Genomic DNA, 13558 nt, shown 5'->3' with positions numbered 1-13558 from the left:
CTCCGGTAATCAGGACAGGGCGGCCAGGCGTCGACGGACCGCCTGTTCGATGCCCGCGGCGTCCAGGCCGCAGGCGGCCAGCATTTCACCGTGGGCGGCATGTTCGATGAAGGCATCGGGGATGCCCAGGTTCAGCACGGGCCGGGTGATGCCTGCCTGCGCCAGCCATTCGTTGACCGCACTGCCCGCACCACCCATGACGGCGTGTTCCTCAAGGGTCACCAGCAGATCGTGCGTGGCGGCCAGTTCACGCACCAGTTCCCCGTCCAGCGGTTTTACCCAGCGCATGTTGGCGACGGTGGCGTCCAGGGCGTCAGCCGCTTTTAACGCCGCAGCCAGCAGGCTGCCGAAGCTGAGCAAGGCCACGCGTTGTCCCTGACGGCGGACTTCCCCCCGACCGAAGGGCAGGGCGGTCATGGCGTTCTCGATGGCGACGCCGGGGCCGGTGCCGCGCGGGTAGCGCACAGCGGCGGGGCCGGGATGCTGGTAAGCGGTGTAGAGCATCTGCCGGCATTCGTTTTCGTCGGCGGGCGCCAGGATCACCATGTTCGGGATGGTGCGCATGTAAGCGTAGTCATAGGCGCCGGCATGCGTGGGGCCGTCCTCGCCCACCAATCCGGCGCGGTCGATGCCGAAGGTGACATCCAGGTTCTGCAGCGCGACATCATGCACCAACTGGTCGTAACCGCGCTGCAGGAACGTGGAGTAGATGGCCACTACCGGTTTCAGGCCTTCACAGGCCATGCCCGCCGCCAGCGTCACCGCATGTTGTTCGGCGATGGCGACATCGTGGTAGCGGTCGGGAAACTGGCGGGCGAAACGGACCATGCCCGAGCCTTCGCACATGGCGGGGGTGATGCCGATCAGACGGTGGTCGGCGGCGGCCATGTCGCACAGCCAGTCGCCGAAGATATCCGAATATTTGGGCAGCTTTGGCGCCGGACTTTGGCCGCGCTGGTTGGCCGGGGCGATCTTGGTGATGGCGTGATAGCCGATCGGGTCGGCTTCCGCCGGGGAAAAGCCCTTGCCCTTGGTGGTGTAGACATGCAGCAATTGCGGGCCGGGAGCGTGCTTCAGGTTGCGGATCACCTGCACCAGCTCTTCCAGGTTGTGGCCGTCAATGGGGCCGACATAGTTGAAGCCGATGGCCTCGAACAGCGCTCCTGGCGAGGAGACCAGGTGTTTCATGCTCTCTTCGGTGCGGCGGGCGAAGTTCCAGGCGGAGGGCATCGAGGCCAGGACTTTCTTGCCGCCTTCGCGCAGGGCGATGTAGCTGCGGCTGGACCAGATGCGGGCCAGGTAGTTCGAGAGCCCGCCGACATTGTGCGAGATCGACATGGCGTTGTCGTTGAGGATTACCAGCATGTCGGCGGCATGGTGCGCCGCATCGTTGAGCGCCTCGAAAGCCATGCCCGCAGTCATGGCGCCGTCGCCGATGACGGCGGCGACCTTGCGGCCGGACAACTGGCGGCGGGCGGCCAGCGCCATGCCCAGCGCCGCCGAGATCGAGGTCGAGGAGTGGCCGACGCCGAAGGTGTCGTAGGGCGATTCTTCACGCCGGGGGAAGGCGGCCAGCCCGTCCTTGTGGCGCATGGTCAGCATCTGCTCCTTGCGCCCGGTCAGGATCTTGTGCGGGTAGGCCTGATGGCCGACGTCCCAGACCAGCCGGTCTTCCGGCGTGTTGTAGACGTAGTGCAGCGCAATGGTCAGTTCGATCACGCCGAGCCCGGCGCCGAAGTGCCCGCCGGTCTGCCCGGTGCACCACAGCAGGTACTCGCGCAGCTCGCGCGCCAGCGCCGGCAACGCCGTCTCCGGCAGTCGACGCAACTGGTCGGGCGTCCCGGCCTGGTCGAGCAGCGGGGTCAGGGGGCGGGTCAGGGGAATGCTGTGGAACATTGTCAGCGGACATCCTCGGCGGCAGTCGGGCGATTATAGCCCAAACCGTGTCATCGTCTGGTCATACAATTCGTCAGTGGTCGCGGTCGACCAGAAAATCGGCCAGCCAGCGCAATGCCTCGGCCCGCGCACCCAGCGGCGCGAGCGCCGCCACGGCCTCGTCATGCAGGCGCGAGGCGAGATCGCGGGCGGCGTCGAGGCCCAGCAGCGCCGGATAGGTGGCCTTTTCATGCTCGGCATCCGCTCCGGCTTTCTTGCCCAGCGTCGAGGTGTCGCCAATCACATCCAGCACGTCATCATGCACCTGGAAAGCCAGGCCCAGCCTGTCCGCATAGGTTTCCAGCGCGGCCAGGGTCTGTTCATCCTCGCAGCCGGCGGCAACCGCGCCCAGGAAAACCGCGGCGCGGATCAGCGCCCCGGTCTTGTGACGATGCACCGCTTCCAGTTCGGCCAGCGACAGGGCCTTGCCCTCGGCGGCAAGATCCAGCGCCTGTCCCACCGCCATGTCGGCGCTGGCGTGCGCCAGCCGTTGCACCTGCCGCGCCAGTTGCGCGCCGGACAGACGCCCGTCGGTCAGCGCCACGAACGCCAGCGTTTGCAAGGTGTCGCCCGCCAGCAGCGCCGTGGCTTCGCCATAAACCTTGTGGCAGGTCGGGACGCCGCGCCGCAGGTCGTCGTCGTCCATGCAGGGCAGGTCGTCATGCACCAGCGAATAGCAATGCACCAGTTCCACCGCGCCTGCTGCGGCATCAGCCTGTTCCGGCAGGCCGCCGCAGGCTTGGGCGGCGGCATAGGCCAGCGCCGGGCGCACGCGCTTGCCGCCATTCAGCACCGCATGACGCATGGCGGCGGTCAAGGGCGCGGAAAGCGAATTCTGCTGCTCCAGGAAACGGGACAGCCAGTCCTGGATGCGGTGCTGGCTGAGCGTGAGGAAATTGTCGGCGGACATGGAGGATCCAACGGGCGAAAGCCTTGCGGCGGGCGTGGCAAGGCTATGCCGGAGCGAAGGCAGGGTCAAGCCGGACGGTCGGTTTCCGGCGGGAATTCCCCGTATGGCGTCCGGACGAGAGGGTTAGCGGTGAACCAGGGCGTGACCGCCGCGCAGCAGGACCGCCATCGCGAGCAATACGGCAACCTGCACCGGTGCAAACGGCTGGTCATAGTGCAGTGACAGCACGAACGCGCCCAGATAGCTGCAAACGCCGACCACGGCCGCCGCCGCCAGCGCCCAGCGCCAGCTGTGCACCCACACAAAGACTGACCAGGCAGGCAACACCACCAGCGCAAAGCTGGCCATCAGGCCGAGGGAAGCGGTGCCGAAGGCCAGCAGCACGGCGGCGATCAGGTCGAAGGACAAGTGCCAGCGCCAGGCCGGCAGCCCGTTGGCCTGCTCAAAACCGGGGAAGAAGCGCGCCCGCAGCAAGCGGTGCGCCAGCCAGGGCAAAGCGATCAGGAACGGGATGCCGGCCGCCAGCAGCATGATCAGCTGGTCCTTGCCGACCAGGAAAATCTGGCCCTCGCTCATGGCGTGCGCCAGTGACTCGCCCAGCGTGCTGTTGGCGGCCACCAGATAAAGCGCGGCCCAACCGGCAAACATCAGCAGCGCATAGCCCAGATTGCCCTGTTGCGTCACGAATTGCTTGGCGATCACCGCCACGACCGCGCCCAGCGCGCCGCTGGCGGCGAGCGGCAGGCCCAGCGCGGCACCAGCCAGCTGGGCGGCGGCGGTGACGTGGGCCACGCCCAGCGCCGCCAGCCATTCCTCGCGGGCGTGGAGCAAGGCGCCCAGCAGCGGTAGCAGCAGGCTGGCGACCAGCCCGGTGTAAAGGGGAATACGGAAAAGCGGGTCGAGGAGCTGGTCCATGGTCAGAATTCAGGTCGGTGCAGGGTGGAGACATCCAGCTGGCGCGTGGTGACGCCGGCCATAAAGTCCTGTTCGTGACTGACCAGCACCACGGCCTGGTCGTGTCGGCGGTTGACCAGCAGTTCCAGCAACAGTTGTACCCCGGCGGGGTCCAGATTGTTGGTGGGTTCGTCCAGCAGCACCAGCTGCGCGGGCGAGGCCAGGCAGGCCCAGATGCTCAGCAGCTGGAACTGGCCGCCCGACAGGCTGTCCACCCGCTGGCGGCGCAGGCTTTGCAGCCGGGCGGGCAGGCCGGTGTTGTCGGCGCCGGTCAGGCGGAGATATTCCTCGGTGGAGAGCGGAAAGCCGAACAGCCGCGCCGGGTGCTGTTTCTGCAGGCCGATTTGCAGGCCCGGGGCCTTGCGCAGGCTGCCGCTGAACAGCCGGGATTCGCCGCTCAGCGATTTCAGCAGGGTGCTCTTGCCGCAACCGTTGCTGCCGCTAAGCCCCAGCACTTCACCGGCGTGAACCTTCAACGACACGGGCCCGAGCACCGGCTTGCGGTATCCGACCGTCACCTCGTCCAGCGTCAGCAGCGGCGTCATGGCCAGGCTCCTAGTACTTGTTCTGGGCGACGGCGGCGACCCACTGGTCGATCAGCGCGAACCAGCCATCCTGGGTGCTGTTGGCGGGCGGATCCAGCGGCAGCGCCATCTCCTTCCAGCCCAGTTGCGAGGCCAGCTGGGCAATTCCGGCGTTGCCCTGATACACCGTGTGCAGGATGACGCCCTTGCGGCCGCGCAGTTCCTGCACCAGTTTCAGGATATGGCTGGCGGACGGCGGAATGCCCGGCAGCGGTTCAATGTAGCCCAGCGAGGGGATGTTGAAGCGCGCCAGCAGGTAATTGGCGTCATGGTGATAGAGCAGCACGCCGGGACTGCCCGCCGTCGCCTGCTGCCAGCGCGTCATGCGTTGCGTCGTGGCCTGCTTGAAGGCGATGGCGGCGGCCAGATAACCGGGCGCATTGGTGCTGTCGAGCTTGCCCATGCGGTTGGCCAGCGCGATGGCCACATCGCCCATGCGCACCGGGTCCAGTTGCACGTGCGGGTTGCCCATGGGATGGACATCGCCCTGGCTGCGGTCCGCGCCCGCCGCGCCGCGCACGTCCAGCAGCGGCACCTGGGCGGCGGCCTCGAAATAGCCGCTGCCGCCGGGCTGGATACGGGGGTTGGCCGCGCCATCGATCGCGGCGGGCAGCCAGCCCTGTTCCAGTTCCGCGCCGACCGACACCACCAGGTTGGCCTGACGCAGCGACTGCATCATCGACGGCCGCACCTGCAGGGTATGGGCGTCGCGGTCCGGCAGCGCCAGTTCGGTCACTTTCACATGCGCGCCGCCGACGGTGCGCGCCAGCATGCCCATGCTGCTGGTGGTGGCGACGATGTTGATGTCCGCCAGGGCCAGCGACTGCATCAGGCAGAGGCCGAGGGCCAGGGTAAGGCGTTTGATCATGGAGGCTCTCCGTTAGAAGCTGTGGGCGCCGTGCGGGCCCAGGCTGTGCGTATATTGCAGGAAGACCTGATTCAGACGGGTCGTATTTCCTGCGGCGGCGGCAATCTCGCCTTGCGAAACTTGCAGGCGCACGCGGGAGAATTCGCTGGGCAGGAAGGCCAGCGACAGGCTCTGCCGGTGCGAGGACGTCAGGGAGATGTCCGCTCCCGCCTCGGTGAGGCGATTGACGCCGCCGTTGACGTCGTAGCGCGCCGCCAGTTGCCAGCGCGGGGCGATGCCGTAGGCCGCCTGCAGGTAATACCCGTCCTGCACGCCCGTCACACTGTCGCCGGTTTGCAGCGGCGCGGCGGCATCGCGCGCCGCCACGGTCATGTGCTTGCGCAGCCGCAGGTATTCGCCGCTGATCTTGACGTCGCCCGCGCCGTACTCGCCGGTGCTGTCCCATTTGTAGACCCAGTCCAGGCCATAGAGTTGCTGGTTGCCGTCGAGGGCGTATTCATCATGGCTCAGCGCCGCGCCGTCCGGGTCGATCAGTTGTTGGTACTGGCTGGCCCGCGCCCAGGAGAGACCCAGTTGCAACGCCTGCGCGTCGCCCAGGTCCGGCGCGAATTTCGCGAAGAGCGTGGTCAGCCGGGGGCCGGAGCGGGTATCGGGAAACGGCGTGGCGATGCTGGTGACGGCGGCGGCGTCCGCGTTGCTGACCAGTGCGCCGAATTTTTCCTGATCATTGCCCTGCAAGGCTTCCGCACCCAGTTGCAGGTAATAGGGGGTCGGCGCGATCCACGTCAGCTGCACGCCGGTATCCTTCAGGCTTTCCCCGCCCAAGGCGCCCAGATAGGCCAGATTCTGGTCGGCAAAGTCCCAGGCGTGCTTGTGGCGGCTGTTCTGGTAGCCGATCCCGCTGAGGAATTTGCCCATTTTCAGTTTCAGGCCGTTCGGCAGCAACCGGGTCTGCAGCCACGACTCTTCCAGCGAAGTATTGCCATTGACGCCGATGGCCAGCGTCACCTGGCCGTCAAAATAGGGGTCGACGATCGCCGACATCACCAGCTCGCTCTCGCCGAGGTTGAAGCCGTTCTGTAATCCGTCCCCGCCCGGACCGGTGGGGGCCGAGTTGCCGATCGACGCCATGTCTTCCAGCAGCGCACTGCCGCCGCCGTGGCGGATGTTGTCGTGGTAAAGATTGCCGTCCAGGATCAGCGAGATGCGCGGATTGAACGCCCCGGCGGAGGATACGGCCTGGCTGGAGTCCTCGGCGTGCGCCCACGGCATCAGGGTGGCGGAGGTGAGGGCCAGCAGGGTCATTTTCCGGATCATGAACGAGGCTCCGTGGTGGGTATTGTTATAATATAACATAACGGATTTACCGCAGACTTGACCTTGCCCGTCTGTTTTGTTGTTGATTCGTGCTTTTTGGCGTTCTTTCGGGTAGTTTTGAATTTCCCTTCAGAAACAGGAGTCCCGACCATGGCCAGCCGTCATCCCGAACTGGATCGTATCCGCGCCGACTGCGAGGCGCTGGTGCGGCGTCGGGCGCTGGTCTCGGCCGGGGCAGCCGTGGTGCCCGTGCCGTTCCTGGACGTGGTGGTGGATGCCAGCATCCTCACCGCACTGATCCCCGAGATCAGCCGCCGCTTCGGGCTGGCTCCGGAGCAGATCGCCGCCTTCGACCCGGAAACCCGCGAGGTGGCCTGGGGGGAGATCGCCCGGCGCGGCTCGCAGTTCCTGGGGCTGGTCGTCACCCGGACGCTGGTGCGCCAGAGTATCCAGGGCATGGCCACCAAGATCATTTCCCGGCAGGTGGCGAAGTTCGTGCCGCTGGGCGGGCAGATGGTCGCCGCCGGTTTGGGTTATTTCGTGATGCGCAAGATCGCCTACAACCACATCGACGATTGCTACGCCGTCGCCAAGGTCACTCTTCGCTAGGCCGGTACTGCTGCAGCAGCTTGTACAGCACATCCTGCTTCAGCGGCTTGGCCAGGAAATCGCTCATCCCCGAGGCGATGCACTGCTCGCGGTCCCCTTCCAGCGCATTGGCGGTCAGGGCGATGATCGGCAGTTTCGGGTCGTTGACGCCGCTCTCGCAGGCGCGCATGGCGCGGGTGGCGTCGTAACCGTCCATTTCTGGCATCTGGCAATCCATCAGCACCAGATCGTACTTGCGCAGGCCGAACAGGCGCACCGCCTCCTTGCCGTTGGGCGCGACATCCACCGCCGCACCGGCCTTTTCCAGCATCTTCACCGCGACCTTCTGATTCACGGCATTGTCTTCGGCCAGCAGCACGCGCAGGCCGCCGGATTTGCTGCGTGAGGACGAGTCCGACTTGGGATTCAGCATCGGGATGACCGGCAGCTCCTTCTGGTATTCGTGCGGCTGGATGATGGTTTTCTTGCCCGCAAAGATGGAGGCGATCTCGTTGATCACGGCGTAGAAGCGCAGCGGTTTGTTGATGTAGCCGTTGAAGGGCAGGTAGAAGCCGGGATCCATTTGCCGCAGCGGCGTCTGGCTCATCAGGATCAGGTGGCTGTCCGCCAGTTGCGGGTTTTGCCGCACCGACTGGGCGAAGCTGGCGCCGCCTGCAGTCTTCACCAGCGTACTGTCGATCAGCACGAAGGGGATGCGGTGCGTGCTCTGGCGGATGGTCTTCAGGTGCGCCAGTCCTTCCTCAGCGGTGGCGGCCAGTTCAACGCGCATGCCGTAGCGCTGCAGGCTTTCGTTCAGGTACTGGCGGTTGATTTCCAGCGCGTCGATCACAATGATCGGCGAGAAATACAGTTCCGGGTAGTGGGGGAGGGTGCGTTCGACCGCCGTCTGCCGGTGCAACGGCACCTCGACGCGGAAAGAAGATCCCTCCTGCTGGCTGCTCTTCAGCTCGATGCTGCCGCCCATCAGTTCGGCCAGGCCCTTACAGATGGCCAGTCCCAGGCCGGTGCCGCCAAAGCGCCGGGTAGTCGAGGCGTCCGCCTGCGAGAACAGCTGGAACAGCTTTCCCTGTTTTTCCTGTGGGATGCCGATTCCGGTGTCGATCACTTCCAGCGCGATGTTGACCGTGGCCGGGGTAATCACCGGCGCGGTGATGCGCAGGGCGATGTAGCCGGTGTGGGTGAACTTGATGGCGTTGCCCAGCAGGTTCAGCAGGATCTGGCGGATGCGGTTGGGGTCGCCGATCAGCAGGCGCGGGCAGTTGATGTGGTAGCACAGCACCATCTCCAGCCCCTTGGCCTGGATCTGCGCCTGCAACAGGTCGCAGACTTCTTCCGCCAGCCGCTGCAGGTTGAAGGGAATGCGCTCGATGCCCAGCTTGCCCGCCTCGATCTTCGAGAAGTCGAGGATGTCGTTGATGATGGTGAGCAGCGCCTGGCCCGAATGGTAGAGGGTGCTGGCGTATTCCTTCTGCTCGTTGTTCATCGGCGTTTCCAGCAGCAGCTGCGCCATGCCCAGCACGCCGTTCATGGGCGTGCGGATCTCGTGGCTCATCGTCGCCAGGAATTCGCTCTTGGCGCGGGTGGCGGCTTCGGCGGCCTCCTTGGCGGAGATCAGCGCGCCTTCGGTCTGCTTGCGGATGGTGATGTCGTTGATGGTGCCGGTGGTGCCGTTCATGATGTGGTTTTCGTCGTACAGCAGGCTGATCCACAAGTGCACCCAGCGGAAATCATGGTCCGAGGTCAGCAGCCGCGTATCGCAGCGCACCTGTTCGGCTTCGCCCAGAAACAGCTTTTGCAGGGAGCGGTACAGTTCTTCCTGGTCGTCCGGGTGGATGAAGTCGGTCATCAGCTTGCCCAGCGTCGCTTCGGCGGGCAGGCCGGTCACTTCATGCCATGCCGGGTTCAGGAAGGTAAAGGCGGTCTGGTTATCGGTCTGGAAGATGACTTCGTGCACGTGGTTGACGACGTGACGGTAGCGCGCTTCCGACTGGATCACCTGCTGGCTCTGTTCGTAGAGGCGGATGGCGGACTGGTTCAGCGCGGAATTCAGGTCGCGGATTTCGTCGAGATGCGAGGTGATGTGGATCTGGCGGCTGCCGCGATACACGTCCAGCTCCTTGGCGAAGCGGATCAGCTGGTGCAAGTCGTGCACCGGGCTGCGCAGCACATAGAAGAACGCCAGCGAGGCCAGGATGGCCAGCACGATGCCGCTGATCAGCGACTTGACCAGCACCTGCTGCTGGTCGTGAGACTGGGCGGAATAGTCATAGACGATGTAGACCCAGCCGTTGTTGTCGATGGGCTGCCAGACCTCGACCGTGTCATTGGTGTTGCTGCGGTAATACTGGCCCTGCGAAGCGCCGGAAGGCGGCGGTTCCAGCCGCTTGCGGTTTTCCACCTCCTGCGGGTCCGCGTCCGGGGCATGCGCCAGCGCCACCAGCACATTGCCGTTCCAGTCGGTCACCACCAGTTCCCGTACCTCCGGGAAAATGGCAGTACTGGCCATCAGGCTGCGAATGCCTTTGCGGTCGGATGCCAGGACATCCTGGGCCACGACCGTGCCGAGGTTGCGCACAATCAGCGCCGCCTGGCCAATGGCGTTCTGCTGGTTGATGTGTCGTTGCTGCTGGTAGACGCTGAGGGCGAACAGGCCCAGGGCGGCCAGCAGCGAGGCGGCGGAAAGCACGGCCAGCAGCCGCACCAGACTTCGCGGCAGCAACGAGCGTAACCATTGGGGCAGTTGCGGCTTTCCGGCCATGTCCTGTGTTAATCCAGTTTGTTATTTATTAAGGGTGTCCGCCAATGCCATATCCAGCGCCCAGAGCCTGTCCGCGCCGCATAAGGCGATTCCCGCACCGCTATTCAGCACCAGCCCCGGCAGGGAGGGAAGCTCCAGGCTTTGCCAGGCCGCGCCGTGGCGCTCCACAATATTCGCCGGCAATGAGGTCAGCACATTGTCCGGATCAGTCTTGTCAAAACCGGCTTCCCGGAGCGCGGCCAGCAGGTGCGGCCGGTAACTCAGGTCGCGTCCGCGCGCCCAGATGCTGGCCAGCAGGCTTTCGGCCATTTCACGGTCGCGCCCCAAGCGCTCGGCATGCGCCATCAGGGCATGACAATAGCGCAATCCGGCCGCGTCGGGCAGGCATACATCACCGAACTCCCGTTGCCTGAGGGAGGCATGCCGCGCGCTTTGCCAAAGCAGGCCTGCCGGCGGTAATGGCCGCGCCGCCACCCGGCCGGTGCGCGGAATCGTGACCGGGAACAGCCGCAGGCGCAGGGAGTAATGATCCGCCAGGGCGAACAAGCCTTCCAGGTTCAGGTAAGAGTATGGATCACAGAAGCAGAAATAGAAATCCAGGCGGTATCGTTGCGCCCGCACCGTCGCCAGCATCTCGGAGTCGGTGATCAGGAAGCCGGTATCCGGGAAAACAGCCGGGCCGACCCCGGGCGTGTGTTCCAGCCGGTTGAGGTTGGCGGCTTCAAGCCTGGAAACCAGTTCCGGCAGGTCGTCCAACCCCTGGAAATACTCATTTCCGAAAGCGAGGGCGCCGCTGGCGACGCCCGGTGTCCGGCTGCATTCTTCCTGTTCGGCCGCCATGCGCTCCAGCGCCGACTCTTCATCTTCCGGGGGGAAGCGTAATGCCAACGTCGCCAGCTTGCTGTGCTGGTGTTCCCAGACGCAGGCAAATAATTGGCGAAGCAGGACCAGTCGTTCTTCCTGCGACAGGTTTGTCGTCGCCAGGAGGATGCGGCAACCCAGCCAGCAGTCTTCGGGAGCGGGCGGCGTCAGCGAGTGGAAGCGTAACTGGTAGAACTGGGCCAGATGCCAAGCATCGATGGTGGCGTGCGGGTCGTGCTCGCTCAGCGGGGGCAGCACCCGCAGATCCAGTTCCAGCGGATAGTGGTCCAGCAGTTGCGGCAGCATTTGCGCCAGCAGTGCGCATTGCGGGTCATCCAGCCGCAGCCAGACGGTCAGGCGCAACGGACGGCGGGATATCCGGCCCAGCCAGTCCTGCATGGAACGCCATGCGCGGCGGGTGGCGGGGCTGGTCAGAACGCGCGAGTAGAGTGGTTGTAATAGGCGGCGTTGCAGGGGCATAGATGTACCTCAATGCATGCCACACTATAGCGTCATGTTTTTCATCCGCCTAGATGAGCGTTGCCATCAACGCGCCCGCCCCAGACCGGTTGTGACGCCAAAAGATGATGTAAGCCTTTAAAATATTACAAATATATTTAGTTGTGATTTGTATCACAATACGGATCGAAATTTTTGACGAATATGGTGGCTGTGCCATGCTGTAGTCATGTTTGCGTCGATGCTTGGCGCTTCCCTCGTGGCGGAAGCGGATGTCTGGATCGGGGAGGGATAAAGGCCATGGATGCGGCGACCGGAAACCGTTGCTGTCAGGTATTGCTGGTCAAGGTTCAGGGGCGGAGTTTTGCGATGGATCTGTCCTGTATCGAGCGGGTATTCCTGCTGATGGATTTGCAAACCGTGCCGGCCTGCCCTGACTACATGGCGGGATTGATGAATTATCACGGGCAGGGTCTGGCGGTTATCGATCTGGGGTTATGGCTGGGCTTGCCGGATGCCTCGTTCTATGACGAGACCACCCCGGTCGTTCTCTGCCGGCACGACAACCGTCGTGCGGCTTTCGTCGTCGGTGACGTGGTGGGTGTCGAAAGCGCCCCTGCCGCCGCCATGCAGACCGGGGGTGGTCTGGATACCGGTCGGATGCCCTTTTGCGGGGTGCTGGATCTGGCTGGCGGCATGGCGTTATGCCTCGACATGGAGCGGATTCTGGAATCGGTGTCCAGAGTGGGACAGGGAGTGGCAAATGGACATGCGGCTTGATGAGTCGGCCAGGATCAGCTTGGTGAGCCCGGAGCACTCCGGGAGTCTTGAACGCAATATTTGCCGTCTGCTGGTCTCCCGCGCCGGCATTTGTTTGATGGATCACCAGATTGCCGGTATTCGGGAAATCTGCGCGGAGGCTGCCAGGGCACTGGGTTACCCCTCCATTGACTATTACTGGCAGTCCCTTTCCAGCGGCGGGCGTCCGCGCGATTTTGACTTTCTGGTGGCAGGCCTGACCGTGGGCGAGAGCTATTTCTTCCGCGATACCGCCCAGATGGAGTGGCTCCGCGACAGCCTACTTCCCGACTTGATCGAAGCCCGCCGATCCCTGGGCAAGCTCGAATTACGCATCTGGAGCGCCGGCTGCGCGGGCGGTCAGGAAATATACAGCCTGGCGATGATGTTGAGGGAAATGCTGCCGGATTACAGCGATTGGCATGTTCATCTGCTGGCGACGGATATCAATACGGTTGCGCTTGAGACGGCCGGCAAGGGTTTTTATCGGAAATGGTCTTTCCGGGTCACGCCGCCCTCCATGATCGCCAAATATTTCAGCGCGACCGGCGACGGATTCGTCTTGAACGACGCCATACGCCAGTCGGTCCGGTGGGGCAATCTGAATCTGGCGGATGAGGTCTATCCCTCGGCAGCGAACGGTACCGCCAATCTGGACATCATTCTCTGCCGCAATGTGCTGCTTTATATCGAGCCGGGCATTGCGCTGGGCATGTTATGCCGGTTGGCGGGTTGTCTGGCGCCCGAGGGCGTCTTGCTGACCGGTTTGTCCGATCCCAGCCCCATCCGGGCGGGTTTTCAGCGCGGGGAGGCCGGCGATGCGGTCTATTGGCGTCGTCCCTCGCGGGTTCCGGCGCTGTCGGGACAGGGCGGCAGGGTTCCGGAGGGTCTCGGCGATGGACGATGGTTCGGATAATGCCGGCGGAACGGCTTCGCACGGCCGGATTCAAGCGTCAACGCTGATGCCGGAGGGACGTCGGCGGGAAATCCTGCGGGAAAGAGCCCGCTTGCTGGCCCGCCGTCCCGAGCCGCTTCGGGAAGAGATGGAGTCCGAATCCTTTATCGCCGTGCGTATCGGACCGGCCGGCCGCTATGGCGTGCCCTATCGCTGCATCGAGGAAATCGTGGTCATGCCGGAGGTGACGCCGGTTCCCTGCACCCCGCCGGCGTTTGCGGGCGTCGTGAACTACCGGGGGGAACTGTTGAGCGTGCTCAATCTCAAGGCGTTTTTTCACCGGGATCCGGAACCGCCCGGCCGGAATATCGGGATTGTGGTGCTGCGAAGCGGCCGGGGAATGGCGGGGCTTTGGGTCGACGAGGTATTGGGCAACGACACCTTTGAGCCGGGAAGGCTGGCGTCATTTCAGGCGGGACCGGGGCACGCCGGTCATCATCTGATTCTGGGCGTTCATGCCGGACATGTCTGCATGCTGAATGTGGTCGCCATGCTGGAGTCACCGTTGTTGCAGGTGAATGAGGTGCTGGAGAGTTGAGCGGCAGGATGG

Annotated in this window: 12 protein-coding genes; 4 read left to right on the top strand and 8 right to left on the bottom strand. The window is 64.4% G+C overall.

Going from position 1 to position 13558, the window contains the following annotated elements; genetic code table 11:
• Nucleotides 1-9 precede the first annotated feature (9 nt).
• From dxs to EV700_RS03525, 6 genes are all read right to left on the bottom strand, one after another.
• Nucleotides 10-1896 carry a 1-deoxy-D-xylulose-5-phosphate synthase gene (dxs, locus tag EV700_RS03550; RefSeq protein WP_130410965.1) on the bottom strand — a complete coding sequence of 629 codons (1887 nt, stop codon included), beginning with the start codon at nt 1894-1896 and terminating at the stop codon, nt 10-12.
• A gap of 73 nt (nt 1897-1969) precedes the next feature.
• The gene (locus EV700_RS03545; protein ID WP_130410964.1) at nt 1970-2845 is read right to left on the bottom strand and encodes a polyprenyl synthetase family protein; all 876 of its coding nucleotides are present in this window, start codon (nt 2843-2845) and stop codon (nt 1970-1972) included.
• A 123-nt stretch (nt 2846-2968) separates the two neighbouring features.
• Nucleotides 2969-3760: a metal ABC transporter permease gene (locus tag EV700_RS03540; protein ID WP_130410963.1), complete on the bottom strand. Its 792-nt coding sequence runs from the start codon at nt 3758-3760 to the stop codon at nt 2969-2971.
• Nucleotides 3761-3762: 2 nt separating this feature from the next.
• Complete coding sequence (locus EV700_RS03535) at nt 3763-4344, bottom strand: ATP-binding cassette domain-containing protein (protein WP_130410962.1); 582 nt, start codon at nt 4342-4344, stop codon at nt 3763-3765.
• A gap of 10 nt (nt 4345-4354) precedes the next feature.
• Entirely contained in the window at nt 4355-5251 is an 897-nt protein-coding gene (locus EV700_RS03530; protein WP_130410961.1) for a metal ABC transporter substrate-binding protein, read from the bottom strand.
• Nucleotides 5252-5263: 12 nt separating this feature from the next.
• Nucleotides 5264-6568 (bottom strand): TonB-dependent receptor, encoded by a 1305-nt coding sequence (locus EV700_RS03525; protein WP_130410960.1) that lies wholly within the window; start codon nt 6566-6568, stop codon nt 5264-5266.
• A 150-nt stretch (nt 6569-6718) separates the two neighbouring features.
• Between EV700_RS03525 and EV700_RS03520 the strand changes: the two genes are divergently transcribed.
• A complete protein-coding gene (locus EV700_RS03520; RefSeq protein WP_130410959.1) occupies nt 6719-7177 on the top strand; it encodes a hypothetical protein in 459 nt (152 codons plus the stop codon).
• On the opposite strand, the gene EV700_RS03515 is transcribed toward EV700_RS03520, so the two are convergent.
• Together EV700_RS03515 and EV700_RS03510 are read right to left on the bottom strand one after the other, a co-directional pair.
• On the bottom strand, nt 7164-9935 hold the full coding sequence (locus EV700_RS03515) for a response regulator (RefSeq protein ID WP_130410958.1): 2772 nt from the start codon (nt 9933-9935) through the stop codon (nt 7164-7166). The two genes, EV700_RS03520 and EV700_RS03515, sit on opposite strands and share 14 nt — an antisense overlap.
• A gap of 21 nt (nt 9936-9956) precedes the next feature.
• On the bottom strand, nt 9957-11276 hold the full coding sequence (locus EV700_RS03510; protein WP_130410957.1) for a DsbA family protein: 1320 nt from the start codon (nt 11274-11276) through the stop codon (nt 9957-9959).
• A gap of 183 nt (nt 11277-11459) precedes the next feature.
• On the opposite strand from EV700_RS03510, the gene EV700_RS03505 reads away from it, so the two are divergent.
• The 3 genes from EV700_RS03505 to EV700_RS03495 are packed head-to-tail and all read left to right on the top strand — an operon-like array spanning nt 11460 to nt 13546.
• A complete protein-coding gene (locus EV700_RS03505; RefSeq protein WP_341272933.1) occupies nt 11460-12035 on the top strand; it encodes a chemotaxis protein CheW in 576 nt (191 codons plus the stop codon).
• The gene (locus EV700_RS03500) at nt 12019-12969 is read left to right on the top strand and encodes a CheR family methyltransferase (RefSeq protein WP_130410955.1); all 951 of its coding nucleotides are present in this window, start codon (nt 12019-12021) and stop codon (nt 12967-12969) included. The genes EV700_RS03505 and EV700_RS03500 overlap by 17 nt, the downstream gene beginning before the upstream one ends.
• Nucleotides 12950-13546 carry a chemotaxis protein CheW gene (locus tag EV700_RS03495; protein WP_165391314.1) on the top strand — a complete coding sequence of 199 codons (597 nt, stop codon included), beginning with the start codon at nt 12950-12952 and terminating at the stop codon, nt 13544-13546. Before EV700_RS03500 ends, EV700_RS03495 begins: the two co-directional genes overlap by 20 nt.
• Nucleotides 13547-13558: the final 12 nt, after the last annotated feature.

Origin of the sequence: Fluviicoccus keumensis, assembly GCF_004217445.1 — a bacterium.
GTDB lineage: Bacteria > Pseudomonadota > Gammaproteobacteria > Pseudomonadales > Moraxellaceae > Fluviicoccus > Fluviicoccus keumensis.
Note: the sequence above shows the minus strand (reverse complement) of the source record. Positions and strands in the feature narration are given on the sequence as shown.

What these genes read in the sequence shown, in the direction of transcription:
- dxs (WP_130410965.1), bottom strand. Translation starts at nt 1,896, where the DNA reads ATGTTCCACAGCATTCCCCTGACCCGCCCCCTGACCCCGCTGCTCGAC.
- EV700_RS03545 (WP_130410964.1), bottom strand. Translation starts at nt 2,845, where the DNA reads ATGTCCGCCGACAATTTCCTCACGCTCAGCCAGCACCGCATCCAGGAC.
- EV700_RS03540 (WP_130410963.1), bottom strand. Translation starts at nt 3,760, where the DNA reads ATGGACCAGCTCCTCGACCCGCTTTTCCGTATTCCCCTTTACACCGGG.
- EV700_RS03535 (WP_130410962.1), bottom strand. Translation starts at nt 4,344, where the DNA reads ATGACGCCGCTGCTGACGCTGGACGAGGTGACGGTCGGATACCGCAAG.
- EV700_RS03530 (WP_130410961.1), bottom strand. Translation starts at nt 5,251, where the DNA reads ATGATCAAACGCCTTACCCTGGCCCTCGGCCTCTGCCTGATGCAGTCG.
- EV700_RS03525 (WP_130410960.1), bottom strand. Translation starts at nt 6,568, where the DNA reads ATGATCCGGAAAATGACCCTGCTGGCCCTCACCTCCGCCACCCTGATG.
- EV700_RS03520 (WP_130410959.1), top strand. Translation starts at nt 6,719, where the DNA reads ATGGCCAGCCGTCATCCCGAACTGGATCGTATCCGCGCCGACTGCGAG.
- EV700_RS03515 (WP_130410958.1), bottom strand. Translation starts at nt 9,935, where the DNA reads ATGGCCGGAAAGCCGCAACTGCCCCAATGGTTACGCTCGTTGCTGCCG.
- EV700_RS03510 (WP_130410957.1), bottom strand. Translation starts at nt 11,276, where the DNA reads ATGCCCCTGCAACGCCGCCTATTACAACCACTCTACTCGCGCGTTCTG.
- EV700_RS03505 (WP_341272933.1), top strand. Translation starts at nt 11,460, where the DNA reads ATGGTGGCTGTGCCATGCTGTAGTCATGTTTGCGTCGATGCTTGGCGC.
- EV700_RS03500 (WP_130410955.1), top strand. Translation starts at nt 12,019, where the DNA reads ATGGACATGCGGCTTGATGAGTCGGCCAGGATCAGCTTGGTGAGCCCG.
- EV700_RS03495 (WP_165391314.1), top strand. Translation starts at nt 12,950, where the DNA reads ATGGACGATGGTTCGGATAATGCCGGCGGAACGGCTTCGCACGGCCGG.